This window comes from Nonomuraea helvata (assembly GCF_039535785.1).
Classification (GTDB): Bacteria; Actinomycetota; Actinomycetes; order Streptosporangiales; family Streptosporangiaceae; genus Nonomuraea; species Nonomuraea helvata.
Map to the genome: position 1 here is coordinate 2,565,870 of NZ_BAAAXV010000009.1, position 16,848 is coordinate 2,582,717.

Sequence of the window (16,848 nt, forward strand, 5' to 3'; positions counted from 1 at the left end):
CATGCCATGCATAGCACGGGTTACTCGCGGGTAGCATTTCAGAGTAAGGTTACTCGCCAGTACATAAACCTCGGTTCAAGGAGATCGACACCCATGGGCCACTACAAGAGCAACGTGCGTGACCTGGAGTTCAACCTCTTCGAGGTGTTCGGCAGGCGCGAGATCCTCGGCACCGGGCCCTTTACGGATGTGGACGAGGAGGTTGCCCGCGGCATTCTGGACGAGGTCAACAGGCTGGCCACCGGCGTCCTCGCCGACTCCTTCGAGGAGGGCGACAGGCACCCGCCCGTGTTCGACGCGGCGACCGGCTCCGTGACGATGCCCGAGGGTTTCAAGAAGTCGTTCAAGGCGCTGGTCGACGGCGGCTGGGCGAACCTCGACCTGCCCGCCGAGCTGGGCGGCCCCGGCATCCCGCGGAGCCTCGCCTGGGCCACGGCCGAGCTGGTGCTCGGGGCCAACCCGGCGCTCTACATGTACGCGGCGGGGCCCAACTTCGCCTACACGCTCTGGAAGGTCGGCACGCCGGAGCAGAAGCGCTTCGCGGAGCTGGCCATCGAGCGCGAGTGGGGCGCCACGATGGTGCTCACCGAGCCGGACGCCGGGTCCGACGTGGGCGCCGGGCGTACCAGGGCGGTGCGGCAGGAGGACGGCACCTGGCACATCGAAGGCGTCAAGCGCTTCATCACCAGCGCCGAGCACGACATGGCCGAGAACATCTTCCACCTCGTCCTGGCCCGCCCCGAGGGCCACGGCCCCGGCACCAAGGGACTGTCGATGTTCCTGGTGCCGAAGTACCTCGTGGACCTGGAGACCGGCGAGCTCGGCGAGCGCAACGGCGTCTATGTCACGAACGTCGAGAAGAAGATGGGCCTGAAGATCTCCACGACGTGCGAGCTGACCTTCGGCGACAAGCACCCGGCGGTCGGCTACCTCGTGGGCGACGTGCACGAGGGCATCAGGCAGATGTTCATGGTGATCGAGCACGCCCGCATGATGGTCGGCACCAAGGCCATCGCCACGCTCTCCACCGGCTACCTGAACGCGCTGGAGTACGCCAGGTCCCGCGTGCAGGGCGCCGACCTGACGCGGATGGCCGACAAGAGCGCCCCGCGCGTGACCGTCAGCCACCACCCGGACGTGCGGCGCGAGCTCATGCTGCAGAAGTCGTACGCCGAGGGCATGCGCGCCCTGGTGCTCTACACGGCCACGTTCCAGGACGCCCTCCTCGTGGACCCGGACGACCGGCACGCCCACGACATGAACGACCTGCTGCTCCCCATCGTCAAGGGCGTCGGCTCCGAGCGGTCGTACGAGCTGCTCTCGCGCTCGCTGCAGACCCTCGGCGGCTCGGGCTACCTGCAGGACTACCCGATCGAGCAGTACATCAGGGACGCCAAGATCGACTCCCTGTACGAGGGCACGACCGCGATCCAGGGCCTCGACCTGTTCTTCAGGAAGATCCTGCGCAACCAGGGCGCCGCGGTCGGGTCGCTGCTGACCGAGATCGGCGAGTTCGCCTCCTCCGAGGCGGGCAACGGCCGGCTGAAGGAGGAGCGCAAGCTGCTCGCCGAGGCCGCCGCCGAGGTCAAGGCCATGGGCGACACCATGGCGGGCTGGGCGCTGGCCTCGCTGGAGACGCCCGCCGAGGTGTACAAGGTCGGCCTGAACAGCACCAGGCTCCTGCTCGCGCTGGGCGACCTGGTGATCGGCTGGCTGCTGCTGCGGCAGGCCGAGGTGGCGCTGGAGAAGCTGGCCGGGGGCGAGGACCCGTTCTACCTGGGCAAGATCGCCGCGGCCTCGTTCTTCGCCAAGACCGTCCTGCCCCGTCTGGCCGCCGAGCGCCGCGTGGTCGACTCCACCGGCCAGGAGCTCATGGACCTGCCGGAGGAGGCGTTCTAGGGCCTTCTGTGCCCCCCTGCGAGTGCGCCCGCCCGCGGCGTGCGGGCGCCCTCGCCCCTGACATCATTCAGAACATGCAGCAAACAGACAGAACGCTCTTCCGCCCCGCCCGCAAGCAGGACGTGCCCGCGATCGTGGCCATGCTCGCCGACGACCATCTCGGCGCCACGCGCGAGGGCGACCCGGATGACGAGCGTTACCTGGCGGCGTTCGAGCGCGTCGACGCCAACCCGTACGACGAGCTGATCGTGGCCGAGCAGGACGGCGAGGTGGTGGGCACCATGCAGCTCACGTACCTGGCCGGGCTGTCGCGGCTGGGCGCCGAGCGGTGCCAGATCGAGGCCGTCAGGGTCGCCGCCTCCACCCGCGGCCAGGGCCTCGGCCGCCGGATGATCCAGTGGGGCATCGACAGGGCGCGGGAGCGCGGCTGCGCGATCGTGCAGCTCACCTCCGACAAGTCACGTACGGACGCGCACCGCTTCTACGACAACCTCGGCTTCACGGACTCCCACGTGGGCTACAAGCTCTCGCTGAGCTGAGCCAGCATCCACCGGCACCAGTCGGCCCGGTGCCGCTCGTAGCTCAGTCCGCACCGCAACGTCGCGTAGTTGCCGAACCGGGGATCGCCGAACGCGGGCGGCCCGTCGAACGACGCCTCGTGCCGCTCGTACTCGGCCAGCCGCGCCTCGTGCGCGGCGAGCTGGTCGGCGAACATCCGCCTGACCAGTTCCGGCTCGGCCAGCCACGACGCGTACGTCTTCAGCACCAGCTCGTCGCGCTCGGGCCGCTCGCGCGGCGGCTCGGTGACCCATTCCCGCAGCGCCCGCATGCCCTCGGCCGTCAGGTGGTAGACCTTCCTGCCCTGCGGCCCCGGCCCGTGCTCGGCCTCGAACCCGACCAGCCCGGCCGCCCGCAGCTTCTGCAGCTCCGCGTGGATCTGGCTGTGTCCGGCCGTCCAGAAGTAGCCGACCGGCCGCCGCATGGCCGCGGCGAGGTCGTATCCCGTGCGGTCGCCACGAGCGAGCACGGCGAGAATCGCGAATCCGAGCGTTGAGGTCATGGTTCGCCCAAGGATAAAGTGCCCCTTGAACTATGTCAGTTCTGACATAGTTTGCGGAGAGGGGGCGGTCGTGCGCGGCTTGATCGGTGTCATGGGGTTCGTGATGGCGCTGGCCGCGTGCGGGAGCGGAGGCGGCACGGGGGCGGCCCCCGCTCCGAGCAGCCCGGCCGTCCCCAGCACGAGCGTGTCCGCGAGCACGCCGCCACCCACGGGACCCGATGTCTCAGGGTGCTACCACGCGAACGACGGCAAGATCTTCAAGTACGACGGCGACATGCCCGGGATCATCGGAGGGTCCGGCTCCGTCGGCGTGGTGATCACCTACGAGCGCCGCGGCACCGTGTGCTCCTGGCGCCCGCTCTTCGACCGCCTGGTCTCCCGCTACCGCGTGCTCGTCTACACCCGCTCCTCGCAGTCCCTCCCCGAAGACACCGCCGTCGCCATGGCCCGGCGCCTGCTCAAGGAGCGGGGCGTCGAGCGGGTCTTCCTGGTCGGCGGCTCGATCGGCGCCACCACCTCGGTCCCCGCGGCACTCAGGCTCGGCTCCAAGGTGGCCGGCGTCGTGGCCCTGTCAGGCCAGATCAGCCAGGAGACCGCCGGCAGGCTGACCGTCCCGCTCCTCCAGATCGGCTCGGCGAACGACGGCTACGGCGGCGCCGGCGACCTGGCGAAGGCGCACGACGCCGCGACCAAGGCCCCGGACAACGAGCTGCTGGTCATCCCGGGGGAGAGCCTGCACGCCTCGGCGCTGCTGGCGAGCCCTCACGCGCAGCAGGTGCTCGACACGATCGATGCCTTCATGGCGCGGCACAAGGGCTGATCTCGACCAGGTTGTCGTGGAAGCCGGGGCCCCTCCCCATGTCCCCGTCCCGCTCCGCCACGACCGCGTTCGGGTTGGCGCCGCCGGGGGTGAGCTTCGGCCAGCGGCCCTTGGGCGAGGCCACCACGCCGGGCGCCACCCGGTCGCTGATCTCCACGTCCGCCAGGAACTCCCCGCCGTCGTTGTGCACGCGTACCCGCTGCCCGCCCACCAGGCCGCGCGCCGCCGCGTCGGCCGGGTTGACCAGCACCACGGGGTCCTTGGCCCGCCGCCGCAGCTCCGGGTTGTTGCCGAAGGTGGTGTTGAGGAATGTGTGCGACGCGGGCGTCACCAGGGCCAGCGGGTACGGCGAGCGCCCCCGCGCCTGGGCCGTGTGGGGCGGCGTGTACGCCTTGCCCGCCGGAGGGAAGCGCAGTCTGCCGGACGGCGTCGGGAAGCCCTCGGCGAACGGCGTGAAGGGCCGGGGATAGTTCATCCGCACCCACCCCTCCTTGCGCAGCCGGTCGAGCGTGACGCCCTCCAGCGACGGGTGCCCGCTGGAGAGCAGCTGCTCGGCCAGCTCCAGGTCCGAGTCGAACAGCGAGGGCTCGGTCATCCCCATGTGCGCCGCCAGCCGCCGGAACGTCTCCGTCGTGGACAGGCACTCGCCGGGCGGCGGCACGGCGGGCTCGTTCCACAGCAGGTAGAGGTGCCCGTACCCGGCGTGCAGGTCATGGTGCTCGGTCTGCATGGTCGCGGGCAGCACGATGTCGGCGTAGTCCACGGTGTCGGTCGGGAACTGCTCCATGACCACCGTGAACAGGTCCTCGCGGGCGAGCTGCCGCCTGATCGCGTTCGCGTCGGGGCTCGAGCCCGCCGGGTTGGCCGCGTACACCCACAGGCACTTCACGTCGTCGAGCTGTGAGGCGATTTTAGTCATGACCAGCGTGCGAACCGGCTTGGCCAGCAGGTCGTCGCGCATGTCGATGTCGAAGTGGACATGGCCGCTGGTCGAGTACGCGACGCCGCCGCCGGGGTGGCGCCAGTCGCCGGTGACGCCCGGGATCGCCCCGATCGTCCGCATCGCGGTGCCGCCGCCCTTGTGGCGCTGGATGCCCATGGTGGCGCGGATGGCGGTGGGGCGGGTGTGCGCGAGCCGTATCCCCAGGCTGTGGACGGCCTCGGCGGGGATGCCGGTGATTTCGGCCACAGTCTCGACCGGATATCTGAGGATCTCCTGGCGGAAGTCCTCCCAGCCCTCCGTGTGCTCGGCCAGGAACTCCTCGTCCTGCGCGTTCTCCGCCAGCACGACGTTGAGCAGCCCGAGCGCGAGCGCCGCGTCCGTGCCCGGCCTGATCGCCAGGTACTCGTCGGCCTGGTCGGCCGTCCTGGTGCGGATCGGGTCGATGGCCACGACGTGCGCGCCGTTCGCCCGCGCGTCCTGGATGAACTTCCACAGGTGGTGGCCGCTGGTCAGCGTGTTCGTGCCCCAGAGCAGGATCAGCTTGGCCTGCGCGAAATTCTCCGGGTCCATGCCGCCCGCGGTGCCGTTCGTACGGGCCAGGCCGCTGCTGCCGGCCGCCGAGCAGATGTTGAGCCAGTGCTTGGAGGCGCCGAGCACGTTCCAGAACCGCCGCCCGGCCACGCCCTCGCAGCCCTGCAGGTAGCCGAGCGTGCCCGTGCCCAGATAGGGCCAGATGGCCTCACCGCCGTACTCCTCGACGATGGCGCGCAGCCGTACGGAGATCTCGTCGAGCGCCTCCTCCCACGTGATGCGCTCGAACTGGCCGGACCCCTTGGGCCCCGTACGGCGCAGCGGGTAGAGGATGCGGTCGTCCGCCTGGGTGTGCTCCAGATAGCGGTTGACCTTCACGCAGAGGGCGCCTCTGGTGTAGGGCTGGTCGGGGTTTCCGCGTAGTTTGACGGCCTTGCCGTCCTCCACGGTGACGATCCAGGAGCAGGTATCCGGGCAGTCCAGCGGACACGCGCCCAAAACTCTCAGTTCACCCGACATGGCTCACAGACTACGTTCTGGAAATACGTGTAGCCTGCCCGGTGCGACGACTACGGGGACGATTGAGCAGACTGGAATTCTGGAGATCGTACGGTCGGGCCTGGAAGGTGCAGAATCTCTGTCGGTGGCCGGAATCAGGGAACGAGATGACGCGGAGGACCTCGCGGAGGGGGATCCAGCCGTGGCTGAGTCACGCGCGGAGAGCGACGTCTACGTCGTAGAGCCGCTGCTGCCCCAGCGCCTACGCCGCCCCTCCGACCTGCTGCGCTTCTTCGCCACGGTGATCGCGCTCGGCGCGGCCGTCCTGCTCATGCTGGTCGCCAAGCAGACGCTCATCGGCCTCGAGCAGGACGTCAAGGAGGGCGCCCAACTGGTGCCCCTGCTCAGCAGGGTCGCCGCGTTCCTGGGCGGCGCGGCGGTGCTCATCGTGCCCGCGGCCTTCGCGGTCGAGCGGGTCTTCCACCGCGACGGCCTGCGTGTCGCGGAAGGGCTGATCGCCGCGATCGTCGGCATGGCCGGTTCGTTCCTGCTCGGGCAGTGGCTCGTCGCGGGCAACGCCGACGACCTGCGCGTGCTGCTGACCGGCGACAGGACGATCGAGCCGCTGAACACGCTGCTCACCTCGGTCGTCGCGTACGCCACCGCCGTCCGCATCTCGCGCCGGCCCACGTGGCGCATGCTGATGTGGACCACGATCGCGCTCTACATCCTCGCGTTCTTCTCCGGCAGGCAGATCACGCTGCCCAGCGCCATCGTCACCGTGCTGGTCGGCATGGCCATCGGTTACGCCACGCTCTACGGCGTCGGCAGCCCCAACACCAGGCCGCCGGGGAGCGCCGTGGTGGCGGCGCTGCGCAAGCTGGAGTTCTCGGTGGTCTCGGCCCGCCGCATCGAGGACGACCACCAGGGCAGCCGCCGCTACGCCATCGGGCTCAAGGACGGCGCCAACCTCGACGTCACCGTGCTCGACCGCGACCGTCAGGTGGCCGGGCTGCCGTACCGGCTGTGGCGGCGCATCAGGCTCCACTCCGAGACCAGGCGCAGGGCCATCAGGTCGCTCCGTGCCGAGCTCGAACGCGAGGCGCTCATGGCGTACGCGGCCCAGGCGGCCGGCGCCAGCACGCCCCGGCTGCTCGGCACCAGCGAGATCGGCACCGAGGCCGCGCTGCTCGCGTACGAGCACCTCGAGACACGCCCGCTCGACGAGGTGCCCGACGAGCAGATCGACGACGACCTGCTCGCCCAGATCTGGGAGCAGGTCGAGTTGCTGCACGTCCAGCGCCTGGCGCACCGGCGGCTCACCGGCGACAGCATCCACCTCGATGGGGCGGGCGGGGTCGTGCTGACCGACGCCCGCAGCGGCGAGATCGCCGCCGGAGACCTGCTGCTCAGGCTCGACGTCGCCCAGCTCCTCACCTACCTGGCGCTGCGGGTCGGCCCCGAGCGCTCGGTGCGGGCCGCGGCGGCCGTCATGGGGCCGGACACGCTGGCCGCCGCCATGCCGCTGCTCCAGCAGATCGCGCTGACCCGGGAGACCCGCTCGGCCCTGTCGAAGGCCAAGCACGTGCTGCCCGGCATCCGCGAGCAGATCGTCGCGCTCAAACCGCAGGGCAAGGTCGAGGAGGTACGCCTCGAGCGGTTCAGGCCGCGCACCCTGATCACGATCATCGCCAGCACGATGGCCGCGTACTTCCTGCTCTCCCAGCTCAGCCAGGTCAACGTCTACCAGGTGGTCACCACGGCCAACTGGGCCTGGTCGGGGCTCGCGCTGGTCGCCTCGTTCGTCAGCTTCGTGGCCGCCGCGCTGATGCTGAGAGGATTCGTGCCCGAGCACCTGCCGCTCTGGCGCACGGTGCTGGTGCAGTTCGCGTCCTCGTTCGTCAAGCTCGTCACGCCCGCGGCCGTGGGCGGCGTCGCCATCAACACCCGCTACCTGCAGAAGCGCGGCATCTCGCCGGCCAGCGCGGTGGCCAGTGTGGGGGCCTCCCAGCTCATCATGCTGGTGTTCCACATCGCGCTGCTGCTGCTGTTCGCCTACATCACCGGCTCCAACACCAACACCTCGTTCACGCCGTCGCGCGGGCTCGTCGGGGTGCTGCTGGCGGTGGCGGTCCTGGTCGTGGTCGTGCTCGGCGTGCCGCCGCTACGCAGGATGGTCACCGCGCGGATGCGCAAACTCTTCTCGAACGTGCTGCCGCGGCTGCTCGACGTGCTGCAGTCGCCGCGCAAGATGGTCGAGGCGTGCGCGGGCACGCTCATGATCACCATCGCGTTCGTGATCTGCCTGGACGCCTGCGTGGCGGCCTTCGGCGGTGACCTCAGCTTCACCGCCGTGGCCGTCGTCTACCTCACCGCCAACGCGATCGGCTCGGCCGCGCCCACACCCGGCGGGCTGGGCGCGGTCGAGGGCGCGCTCGCGCTGGGGCTGACCGTGGCGGGCCTGCCGGCCGAGCTGGCCACCTCGGCCGTGCTGCTGCACCGGCTCCTCACGTTCTGGCTCCCGGTGCTGCCCGGTTGGGCCTCCTTCACCTACCTCCAGCGGCACGAGGCTCTGTGAGAGAGCGAAGCGAACGAACCAATGGACGCAGCATTATTAATCACCGGACCGACGAAGTCGGGCCGGTGATTTTGTCTATCGCCTGAAGTTCGTCCTCCGTGAAGGCGGGGCCGTCCACGCAGGCGACGTTGTCCTCGAGCTGCTTCACGCTGCTCGCCCCGATCAGCGTGCTCGTGACCCGCGGGTCCCTGAGCGTCCACGACAGCGCCATCTGGGCCAGCGTCTGACCCCGGCCCTTCGCGATCTCGTTGAGGTCGCGCGCCAGCTCGCGGTTGATCCGGTCCTCGCTCAGGAACCGGCTCGTGGCCGCCCGCGAGTCGGCCGGCACGCCTTCGAGGTAGCGGTCGGTCAGCAGGCCCTGCGCCAGCGGCGAGAACACGATGCAGCCCATGCCCGCCTCCTCCACCGCGTCCAGCAGGCCGTCCTCGATCCACCGGTTGATCATCGAGTAGGACGGCTGGTGGATGAGCAGCGGCGTGCCCAGCTCGCGCATGATCCGCGCGGCCTGGGTGGTCTGCTCGGCCGAGTAGCTGGAGATGCCCGCGTAGAGCGCCTTGCCCGAGCGGACGGCCCGGTCGAGCGCCCCCATGGTCTCCTCGAGCGGCGTCTCGGGGTCGGGGCGGTGGCTGTAGAAGATGTCGACGTACTCCAGGCCCATGCGCTGGAGCGACTGGTCGAGGCTGGCCAGGAGGTACTTGCGCGACCCCCACTCGCCGTACGGGCCCGGCCACATGTCGTACCCGGCCTTGGTGGAGATGATCAGCTCATCCCTGTAGTGCGCGAAATCCTCGCGCAGGATGCGCCCGAAGTTCTTCTCCGCCGAGCCGTACGGGACGCCGTAGTTGTTGGCCAGGTCGAAGTGCGTCACCCCGAGGTCGAACGCGCGCCGCAGGATCGCCCGGGAGTTCTCGATCGGCCGGTTGTCGCCGAAGTTGTGCCACAGGCCCAGCGACACCGCGGGCAGCTTCAGCCCGCTGCGGCCGCTGCGGTTGTACGGCTGCCGCTCGTAACGCTGTTCGTCTGCCTGGTAGGTCATGACGTGCCCCTTTCGATGATCCACGACAGCGCGAAGGCCTCCTCGCGCCAGGCGTCGTAGCGCCCGCTGCGTCCGCCGTGCCCGGCGCCCATCTCCGTCTTGAGCAGGAACGGCCCGCCGCTCGCCGTCGCGCGGAGCCTGGCGATCCACTTCGCCGGCTCGTGGTACATCACGCGGGTGTCGTTCAGGCTGGTGATCGCCAGGATCGGGGGGTACGCCCTGCCGTCCACGTTCTCGTACGGCGTGTAGCTCTTCATGTAGGCGTAGACGTCGGGGTCGTGCAGGGGGTCGCCCCACTCGTCCCATTCGATCACGGTCAGCGGGAGCGACGGATCGAGGATGGTGTTCAACGCGTCCACGAACGGCACCTCGGCCACCACGCCCGCGAACTCCTCGGGCGCGAGGTTCGTCACCGCACCCATCAGCAGGCCGCCCGCGGAGGCGCCCCTGGCGATGATCCGCTCGCTCCAGCCGGTCGCCTTCAGGTGCCTGGCCGCGGCCACGAAGTCGGTGAAGGTGTTGCGCTTCCTGGTGAGCTTGCCCTCCTCGTACCAGCGGCGGCCCATCTCGCCGCCGCCCCTGACGTGCGCGACGGCGAAGACGAACCCGCGGTCGAGCAGCGAGAGCCTCGGGACCGAGAAGGCGGGGTCGATGGAGCTCTCGTAGCTTCCGTACCCGTACAGCACGGTCGGGGCGGGCTTGGCGGCGTCCTTGCGCTTCACGATGGACACGGGGATCCTCGTGCCGTCCTCGGCCGTGGCCCACTCACGGAACTGCTCGTAGTCGGCCGGGTCGAAGCCGCCCAGCACCGGGCGCCGCTTGAGCAGGATCAGCTCGTGCGTGTCGAGCTCGTAGTCGTACACGCTGGGCGGGGTGATCATGCTCGTGTACGCGAGCCTGAGCCGGGTGGTGGTGAACTCGGGGTTGCCCGCAGGGCCGACGTCGTAGAGCGGCTCGGGGAAGTCGATCTCGTACGCGTTCCGCTCGGCGGCCTCCATCCGCTCGCGCCAGTCCGACGCCTCGGGATAGGGGAGGATCCGCAGGCCGGTCAGCCCGTCGCGGCGGAAGTGCACGACGGCGTGGTCGGAGAACGCGTCGATCTCCAGGAGCCTGGTGTCGTCGCGGTGGGCGGTCAGCGGGGTCCAGGTGGCGGGGTCGTCGAGCGGCGCGGTGGCCAGCTCGAAGTTCTCGGCGTTCTCGTTGTGGAGCACGTAGAAGAAGTCGCCCGCGTGCTCGACGCCGTACTCGACGCCCGTCTTCCTGGGGCGCACCACCTTGAACTCACCCGTGGGGTCGGTGGCGTCGAGAAGGCGCACCTCACTGGTGATCTTGCTGCCCGCGCCGAGCACCAGGTACTTCTCGCTCCGCGTGAGCCCGATGCCGACCCAGTAACGCTCGTCGGTCTCCTCGTAGACCAGCACGTCCTCCTCGGTGCCGAGGGTGTGCCGGTAGACCTGGAACGGGCGCCAGGCGTCGTCCACGCGCGTGTAGAAGAACGTCGAGCCGTCGGCCGACCAGCAGCCCCCGTAGAAGATGTCCGTGATCTCGTCGGGCAGCACCTCGCCCGTCTCGAGGTTCTTGAACCTGAGCGTGAACCGCTCGTCGCCCTTGTAGTCGGTCGCGAAGGCCAGCATCGTCCCGTCGGGAGTGACGGCGCTGGTGCCGATCGAGAAGAACGGGCTGTCGCCGGCGAGCTCGTTGCCGTCGAGGATCACCTGCTCGCGGTCGAGCCTCTCGCCCGGGGTGATCTCCGGAGGCGCGTCGCCCTCCGCGGGGACGCGGCAGGAGACGGAGTACTGCTTGCCCTCCTCCGTACGCGAGAAGTACCACCATGCGCCCTTGCGGCTGGCGACGGAGAGATCCGTTTCCTGCGTGCGTCCCTTGATCTCCTGGAACACCTCCTCCTGGAGATCGGAGAGGTGAGCGGTCTGCTGTTTGAGGAATTCGTTCTCCGCCTCGAGATAGGCGGTGGTATCTGGATCTTCCTTGTTGCTCAGCCAGGCGTACTCGTCTATGACGGTGTCACCGTGATGGGTGCGCTTCGCCGGGATCTTCTTCGCCACTGGCGGCGTGTTGCTGCTCACGTGGGGAGTCTATGTTCGGTCGTGATCGATCTGTGTCCGTAGAACATGGCGAACCGGCTCGAGGGCTCGGGAGCGCTGCTAATCTTGAACAGCCGACGCAGTACGGCGCAACCCTTCTTCTCCTCCCTCACTCCGGTGGATGTTCGCATCACTCCGGATGGGCTGGTAAGTTAGAGGGGTTGTCCCGGAAGCGGGGCGCAGATTAATTCCAGCAGGTCGAGCAAGTCGGGTCAATTTGACAGGGACTTGAACAGCTGAAAGAATTAAGACACAACGAAATGAACGCCTCCGAGCGAAAAGCCTGAACGGCTCGAGTGAGGATGTACGCGTCCGTTTCTTGAGAACTCAACAGTGTGTTAAAAGCCAGTGCATGAGATACACATGCATGACCCCGTCATGATTGACGGTTATTGCTTGGATTCACAATCCAGACGAGACATTGTTTGGAGAGTTTGATCCTGGCTCAGGACGAACGCTGGCGGCGTGCTTAACACATGCAAGTCGAGCGGAAAGGCCCTTCGGGGTACTCGAGCGGCGAACGGGTGAGTAACACGTGAGCAACCTGCCCCTGACTCTGGGATAAGCCCGGGAAACTGGGTCTAATACCGGATATGACCGCCCCTGGCATCGGGTGGTGGTGGAAAGTTTTTCGGTTGGGGATGGGCTCGCGGCCTATCAGCTTGTTGGTGGGGTAGTGGCCTACCAAGGCGACGACGGGTAGCCGGCCTGAGAGGGCGACCGGCCACACTGGGACTGAGACACGGCCCAGACTCCTACGGGAGGCAGCAGTGGGGAATATTGCGCAATGGGCGGAAGCCTGACGCAGCGACGCCGCGTGGGGGATGACGGCCTTCGGGTTGTAAACCTCTTTCAGCAGGGACGAAGTTGACGTGTACCTGCAGAAGAAGCGCCGGCTAACTACGTGCCAGCAGCCGCGGTAATACGTAGGGCGCAAGCGTTGTCCGGAATTATTGGGCGTAAAGAGCTCGTAGGTGGCTGGTCGCGTCTGCCGTGAAAGCCCGCAGCTTAACTGCGGGTCTGCGGTGGATACGGGCCGGCTAGAGGTAGGTAGGGGCAAGTGGAATTCCTGGTGTAGCGGTGAAATGCGCAGATATCAGGAGGAACACCGGTGGCGAAGGCGGCTTGCTGGGCCTTACCTGACGCTGAGGAGCGAAAGCGTGGGGAGCGAACAGGATTAGATACCCTGGTAGTCCACGCTGTAAACGTTGGGCGCTAGGTGTGGGGGTCTTCCACGATCTCCGTGCCGGAGCTAACGCATTAAGCGCCCCGCCTGGGGAGTACGGCCGCAAGGCTAAAACTCAAAGGAATTGACGGGGGCCCGCACAAGCGGCGGAGCATGTTGCTTAATTCGACGCAACGCGAAGAACCTTACCAAGGTTTGACATCACCCGGAAAGCTCCAGAGATGGGGCCCTCTTCGGACTGGGTGACAGGTGGTGCATGGCTGTCGTCAGCTCGTGTCGTGAGATGTTGGGTTAAGTCCCGCAACGAGCGCAACCCTTGCTCCATGTTGCCAGCACGCCCTTCGGGGTGGTGGGGACTCATGGGGGACTGCCGGGGTCAACTCGGAGGAAGGTGGGGATGACGTCAAGTCATCATGCCCCTTATGTCTTGGGCTGCAAACATGCTACAATGGCCGGTACAGAGGGTTGCGATACCGTGAGGTGGAGCGAATCCCTAAAAGCCGGTCTCAGTTCGGATTGGGGTCTGCAACTCGACCCCATGAAGTCGGAGTCGCTAGTAATCGCAGATCAGCAATGCTGCGGTGAATACGTTCCCGGGCCTTGTACACACCGCCCGTCACGTCACGAAAGTCGGCAACACCCGAAGCCCGTGGCCCAACCCGTAAGGGGGGGAGCGGTCGAAGGTGGGGCTGGCGATTGGGACGAAGTCGTAACAAGGTAGCCGTACCGGAAGGTGCGGCTGGATCACCTCCTTTCTAAGGAGCACACTCGCCCGTCACCGGCGCACGATCGGTGGGGTGACAGCTCACTAGTGGAGCACTGGCTACTCAACCAAGCCTGGTTGTCTGTGGGTTAGTACCGCCTCTCTTCGGAGGGGAGTGGGAACGGCCGCGAGGGGGCTGGGGTTGGTTGGACACACTGTTGGGTCCTGAGGAAACGGGTGACCGGTTCTTCTGGATTACAGGACCAGCGAAGAACTCTTGCGGGGGTTTGGAGCTGGTTGCTGTTTGTTGTTTGAGATTTGCATAGTGGACGCGAGCATCTTTGTGGCCAAGTTTTTTAGGGCACACGGTGGATGCCTTGGCATCAGGAGCCGATGAAGGACGTGGGAGGCTGCGTTAAGCCTCGGGGAGTCGCCAACCAGACGTTGATCCGGGGATGTCCGAATGGGGAAACCTAGCACCAGTCATGTGGTGTTGCCTCCGCCTGAATGTATAGGGCGGTTGGTGGTAACGCGGGGAAGTGAAACATCTCAGTACCCGTAGGAAGAGAAAACAATATGTGATTCCGTGAGTAGTGGTGAGCGAAAGCGGATGAGGCTAAACCGGGCGTGTGTGATAGCCGGCAGGCGTTGCATGTCCGGGGTCGTGGGACCTTCTTGAGGTAGCTGCCGCTGTCTCGGAGAGTGATAAATCCATCTGATAGTTGAAGCCTCTGGGAAGGGGCGCCGTAGACCGTGAGAGCCGGGTAGGCGAAATTGGATGGACTCTCGGAGGGGATCCCAAGTAGCACGGGGCTCGAGAAATCCTGTGTGAATCTGCCAGGACCACCTGGTAAGCCTAAATACTCCCTGATGACCGATAGTGCACGAGTACCGTGAGGGAAAGGTGAAAAGTGCCCCGGTGAGGGGTCGTGAAATAGTACCTGAAACCGTGTGCCTACAAGCCGTAGGAGCTTACAGCAGCTTGCTGTTGTGTGATGTGACTGCGTGCCTTTTGAAGAATGAGCCTGCGAGTTATGGTGTGTGGCGAGGTTAACCCGTGTGGGGGAGCCGTAGCGAAAGCGAGTCTGAATAGGGCGTTTGAGTCGCATGCTGTAGACCCGAAGCGGAGTGATCTACGCATGGGCAGGTTGAAGCTCAGGTAAGACTGGGTGGAGGACCGAACCCACCAGGGTTGAAAACCTGGGGGATGATCTGTGTGTAGGGGTGAAAGGCCAATCAAACTCCGTGATAGCTGGTTCTCCCCGAAATGCATTTAGGTGCAGCGTCGCGTGTTTCTTGCCGGAGGTAGAGCACTGGATGGCTAATGGGCCCGACAAGGTTACTGACGTCAGCCAAACTCCGAATGCCGGTAAGTGAGAGCGTGGCAGTGAGACTGCGGGCGATAAGGTTCGTAGTCGAGAGGGAAACAGCCCAGATCACCGACTAAGGCCCCTAAGCGTGTGCTAAGTGGGAAAGGATGTGGAGTCGCAGAGACAACCAGGAGGTTGGCTTAGAAGCAGCCACCCTTGAAAGAGTGCGTAATAGCTCACTGGTCAAGTGATTCTGCGCCGACAATGTAGCGGGGCTCAAGTACACCGCCGAAGTCGTGGCACTGACAGCTATGAGCTGTTGGTGGGTAGGGGAGCGTCGTGCAGCTGGTGAAGCAGCAGAGTGATCTAGTTGTGGAAGCTGTGCGAGTGAGAATGCAGGCATGAGTAGCGAATCGAGGGTGAGAAACCCTCGCGCCGGATGACCAAGGGTTCCTGGGGCAGGCTAATCCGCCCAGGGTAAGTCGGGACCTAAGGCGAGGCCGACAGGCGTAGTCGATGGACAACGGGTTGATATTCCCGTACCCGCTTCAATGCGCCCATACTGAACCTCGTGATGCTAAGAGTCCTTAACTCGCTTGAGCCTTCGGGCTTGGGGTCAGAGTGAACGCTCGAACCGATCGGGTAGTAGGTAAGCGATGGGGTGACGCAGGAAGGTAGTCCAGCCCAGGCGATGGTTGTCCTGGGGTAAGCATGTAGGGCGGAACGTAGGCAAATCCGCGTTCTTTATGCCTGAGATGTGATGCCGAGCCAATTGTGGCGAAGTGGATGATCCTATGCTGCCGAGAAAAGCCTCTAGTGAGTGTTGTGGCGGCCCGTACCCTAAACCGACTCAGGTGGTCAGGTAGAGAATACCAAGGCGATCGGGTGAACTGTGGTTAAGGAACTCGGCAAATTGCCCCCGTAACTTCGGGAGAAGGGGGACCTCTGCTGGTGATGAGTTTTGCACTCGGAGCTGGTGGGGGTCGCAGTGGCCAGGGGGAAGCGACTGTTTACTAAAAACACAGGTCCGTGCGAAGTCGTAAGACGATGTATACGGACTGACGCCTGCCCGGTGCCGGAACGTTAAGGGGACCGCTTAGCTCAACTTGTTGGGCGAAGGTGAGAACTTAAGCGCCGGTAAACGGCGGTGGTAACTATAACCATCCTAAGGTAGCGAAATTCCTTGTCGGGTAAGTTCCGACCTGCACGAATGGCGTAACGACTTCCCCGCTGTCTCAACCGCAGACCCGGTGAAATTGCAGTACGAGTAAAGATGCTCGTTTCGCGCAGCAGGACGGAAAGACCCCGGGACCTTCACTACAGCTTGACATTGGTGTTTGGAACGGCTTGTGTAGGATAGGTGGGAGACTGGGAAGCTCGGACGCTAGTTCGGGTGGAGTCATTGGTGAAATACCACTCTGGTCGTTTTGGATGTCTAACTCTGGTCCGTGATCCGGATCGGGGACAGTGTCTGGTGGGTAGTTTAACTGGGGCGGTTGCCTCCCAAAGAGTAACGGAGGCGCCCAAAGGTTCCCTCAGCCTGGTTGGCAATCAGGTGTTGAGTGTAAGTGCACAAGGGAGCTTGACTGTGAGACTGACGGGTCGAGCAGGAGCGAAAGCTGGGACTAGTGATCCGGCATCGGCGTGTGGAAGCGGTGTCGCTCAACGGCTAAAAGGTACCCCGGGGATAACAGGCTGATCTTCCCCAAGAGTCCATATCGACGGGATGGTTTGGCACCTCGATGTCGGCTCGTCGCATCCTGGGGCTGGAGTAGGTCCCAAGGGTTGGGCTGTTCGCCCATTAAAGCGGTACGCGAGCTGGGTTTAGAACGTCGCGAGACAGTTCGGTCCCTATCCGCTGCGCGCGCAGGAGACTTGAAAGGGGCTGTCCCTAGTACGAGAGGACCGGGACGGACGAACCTCTGGTGTGCCAGTTGTACCGCCAGGTGCACGGCTGGTTGGCTACGTTCGGGAGGGATAACCGCTGAAAGCATCTAAGCGGGAAGCTTGCCTTGAGATGAGGTCTCCCACCACGAGAGTGGGTAAGGCTCCCGGTAGACGACCGGGTTGATAGGCCGGAGGTGGAAGCACGGTAACGTGTGGAGCTGACCGGTACTAATAGGCCGAGGACTTGACCACAAAGCAGACTTTTCGAGTCGTTCTTGCTCGCGTCCACTAGGCA

8 protein-coding genes and 2 rRNA genes are annotated in these 16,848 nt (G+C 65.7%); 6 read left to right on the plus strand and 4 right to left on the minus strand.

Going from position 1 to position 16,848, the window contains the following annotated elements:
- The first annotated feature begins 93 nt into the window (after positions 1-93).
- Positions 94-1,899, plus strand: a complete 1,806-nt coding sequence (locus ABD830_RS45400; RefSeq protein WP_345001282.1) for an acyl-CoA dehydrogenase — start codon at positions 94-96, stop codon at positions 1,897-1,899.
- Between the two features lie 74 nt (positions 1,900-1,973).
- A complete protein-coding gene (locus ABD830_RS45405) occupies positions 1,974-2,438 on the plus strand; it encodes a GNAT family N-acetyltransferase (RefSeq protein ID WP_345001284.1) in 465 nt (154 codons plus the stop codon).
- On the opposite strand, the gene ABD830_RS45410 is transcribed toward ABD830_RS45405, so the two are convergent.
- Positions 2,417-2,959 carry a PadR family transcriptional regulator gene (locus ABD830_RS45410; RefSeq protein WP_345001286.1) on the minus strand — a complete coding sequence of 181 codons (543 nt, stop codon included), beginning with the start codon at positions 2,957-2,959 and terminating at the stop codon, positions 2,417-2,419. The two genes, ABD830_RS45405 and ABD830_RS45410, sit on opposite strands and share 22 nt — an antisense overlap.
- Positions 2,960-3,029: 70 nt before the next feature.
- Here ABD830_RS45410 and ABD830_RS45415 point away from each other — a divergent pair, with 70 nt between their 5' ends.
- Positions 3,030-3,779, plus strand: a complete 750-nt coding sequence (locus ABD830_RS45415; protein ID WP_345001288.1) for an alpha/beta fold hydrolase — start codon at positions 3,030-3,032, stop codon at positions 3,777-3,779.
- Here the strand turns inward: ABD830_RS45415 and ABD830_RS45420 are convergent.
- Positions 3,757-5,772: a molybdopterin-containing oxidoreductase family protein gene (locus ABD830_RS45420; RefSeq protein ID WP_345001290.1), complete on the minus strand. Its 2,016-nt coding sequence runs from the start codon at positions 5,770-5,772 to the stop codon at positions 3,757-3,759. The two genes, ABD830_RS45415 and ABD830_RS45420, sit on opposite strands and share 23 nt — an antisense overlap.
- Positions 5,773-5,953: 181 nt before the next feature.
- On the opposite strand from ABD830_RS45420, the gene ABD830_RS45425 reads away from it, so the two are divergent.
- Positions 5,954-8,329: a lysylphosphatidylglycerol synthase transmembrane domain-containing protein gene (locus ABD830_RS45425; protein ID WP_345001292.1), complete on the plus strand. Its 2,376-nt coding sequence runs from the start codon at positions 5,954-5,956 to the stop codon at positions 8,327-8,329.
- A gap of 40 nt (positions 8,330-8,369) precedes the next feature.
- On the opposite strand, the gene mgrA is transcribed toward ABD830_RS45425, so the two are convergent.
- Positions 8,370-9,365: an L-glyceraldehyde 3-phosphate reductase gene (gene mgrA, locus ABD830_RS45430; RefSeq protein WP_345001294.1), complete on the minus strand. Its 996-nt coding sequence runs from the start codon at positions 9,363-9,365 to the stop codon at positions 8,370-8,372.
- Complete coding sequence (locus tag ABD830_RS45435) at positions 9,362-11,449, minus strand: S9 family peptidase (RefSeq protein WP_345001296.1); 2,088 nt, start codon at positions 11,447-11,449, stop codon at positions 9,362-9,364. The genes mgrA and ABD830_RS45435 overlap by 4 nt, the downstream gene beginning before the upstream one ends.
- Before the next feature lie 440 nt (positions 11,450-11,889).
- Between ABD830_RS45435 and ABD830_RS45440 the strand changes: the two genes are divergently transcribed.
- Positions 11,890-13,408, plus strand: a 16S ribosomal RNA gene (locus ABD830_RS45440).
- Positions 13,409-13,701: 293 nt separating this feature from the next.
- A 23S ribosomal RNA gene (locus tag ABD830_RS45445) occupies positions 13,702-16,805 on the plus strand.
- Together the 16S and 23S rRNA genes form the textbook arrangement of a ribosomal RNA operon.
- Positions 16,806-16,848 lie beyond the last annotated feature (43 nt).

What these genes read in the sequence shown, in the direction of transcription:
- mgrA (WP_345001294.1), bottom strand. Translation starts at nt 9,365, where the DNA reads ATGACCTACCAGGCAGACGAACAGCGTTACGAGCGGCAGCCGTACAAC.
- ABD830_RS45400 (WP_345001282.1), top strand. Translation starts at nt 94, where the DNA reads ATGGGCCACTACAAGAGCAACGTGCGTGACCTGGAGTTCAACCTCTTC.
- ABD830_RS45410 (WP_345001286.1), bottom strand. Translation starts at nt 2,959, where the DNA reads ATGACCTCAACGCTCGGATTCGCGATTCTCGCCGTGCTCGCTCGTGGC.
- ABD830_RS45420 (WP_345001290.1), bottom strand. Translation starts at nt 5,772, where the DNA reads ATGTCGGGTGAACTGAGAGTTTTGGGCGCGTGTCCGCTGGACTGCCCG.
- ABD830_RS45405 (WP_345001284.1), top strand. Translation starts at nt 1,974, where the DNA reads ATGCAGCAAACAGACAGAACGCTCTTCCGCCCCGCCCGCAAGCAGGAC.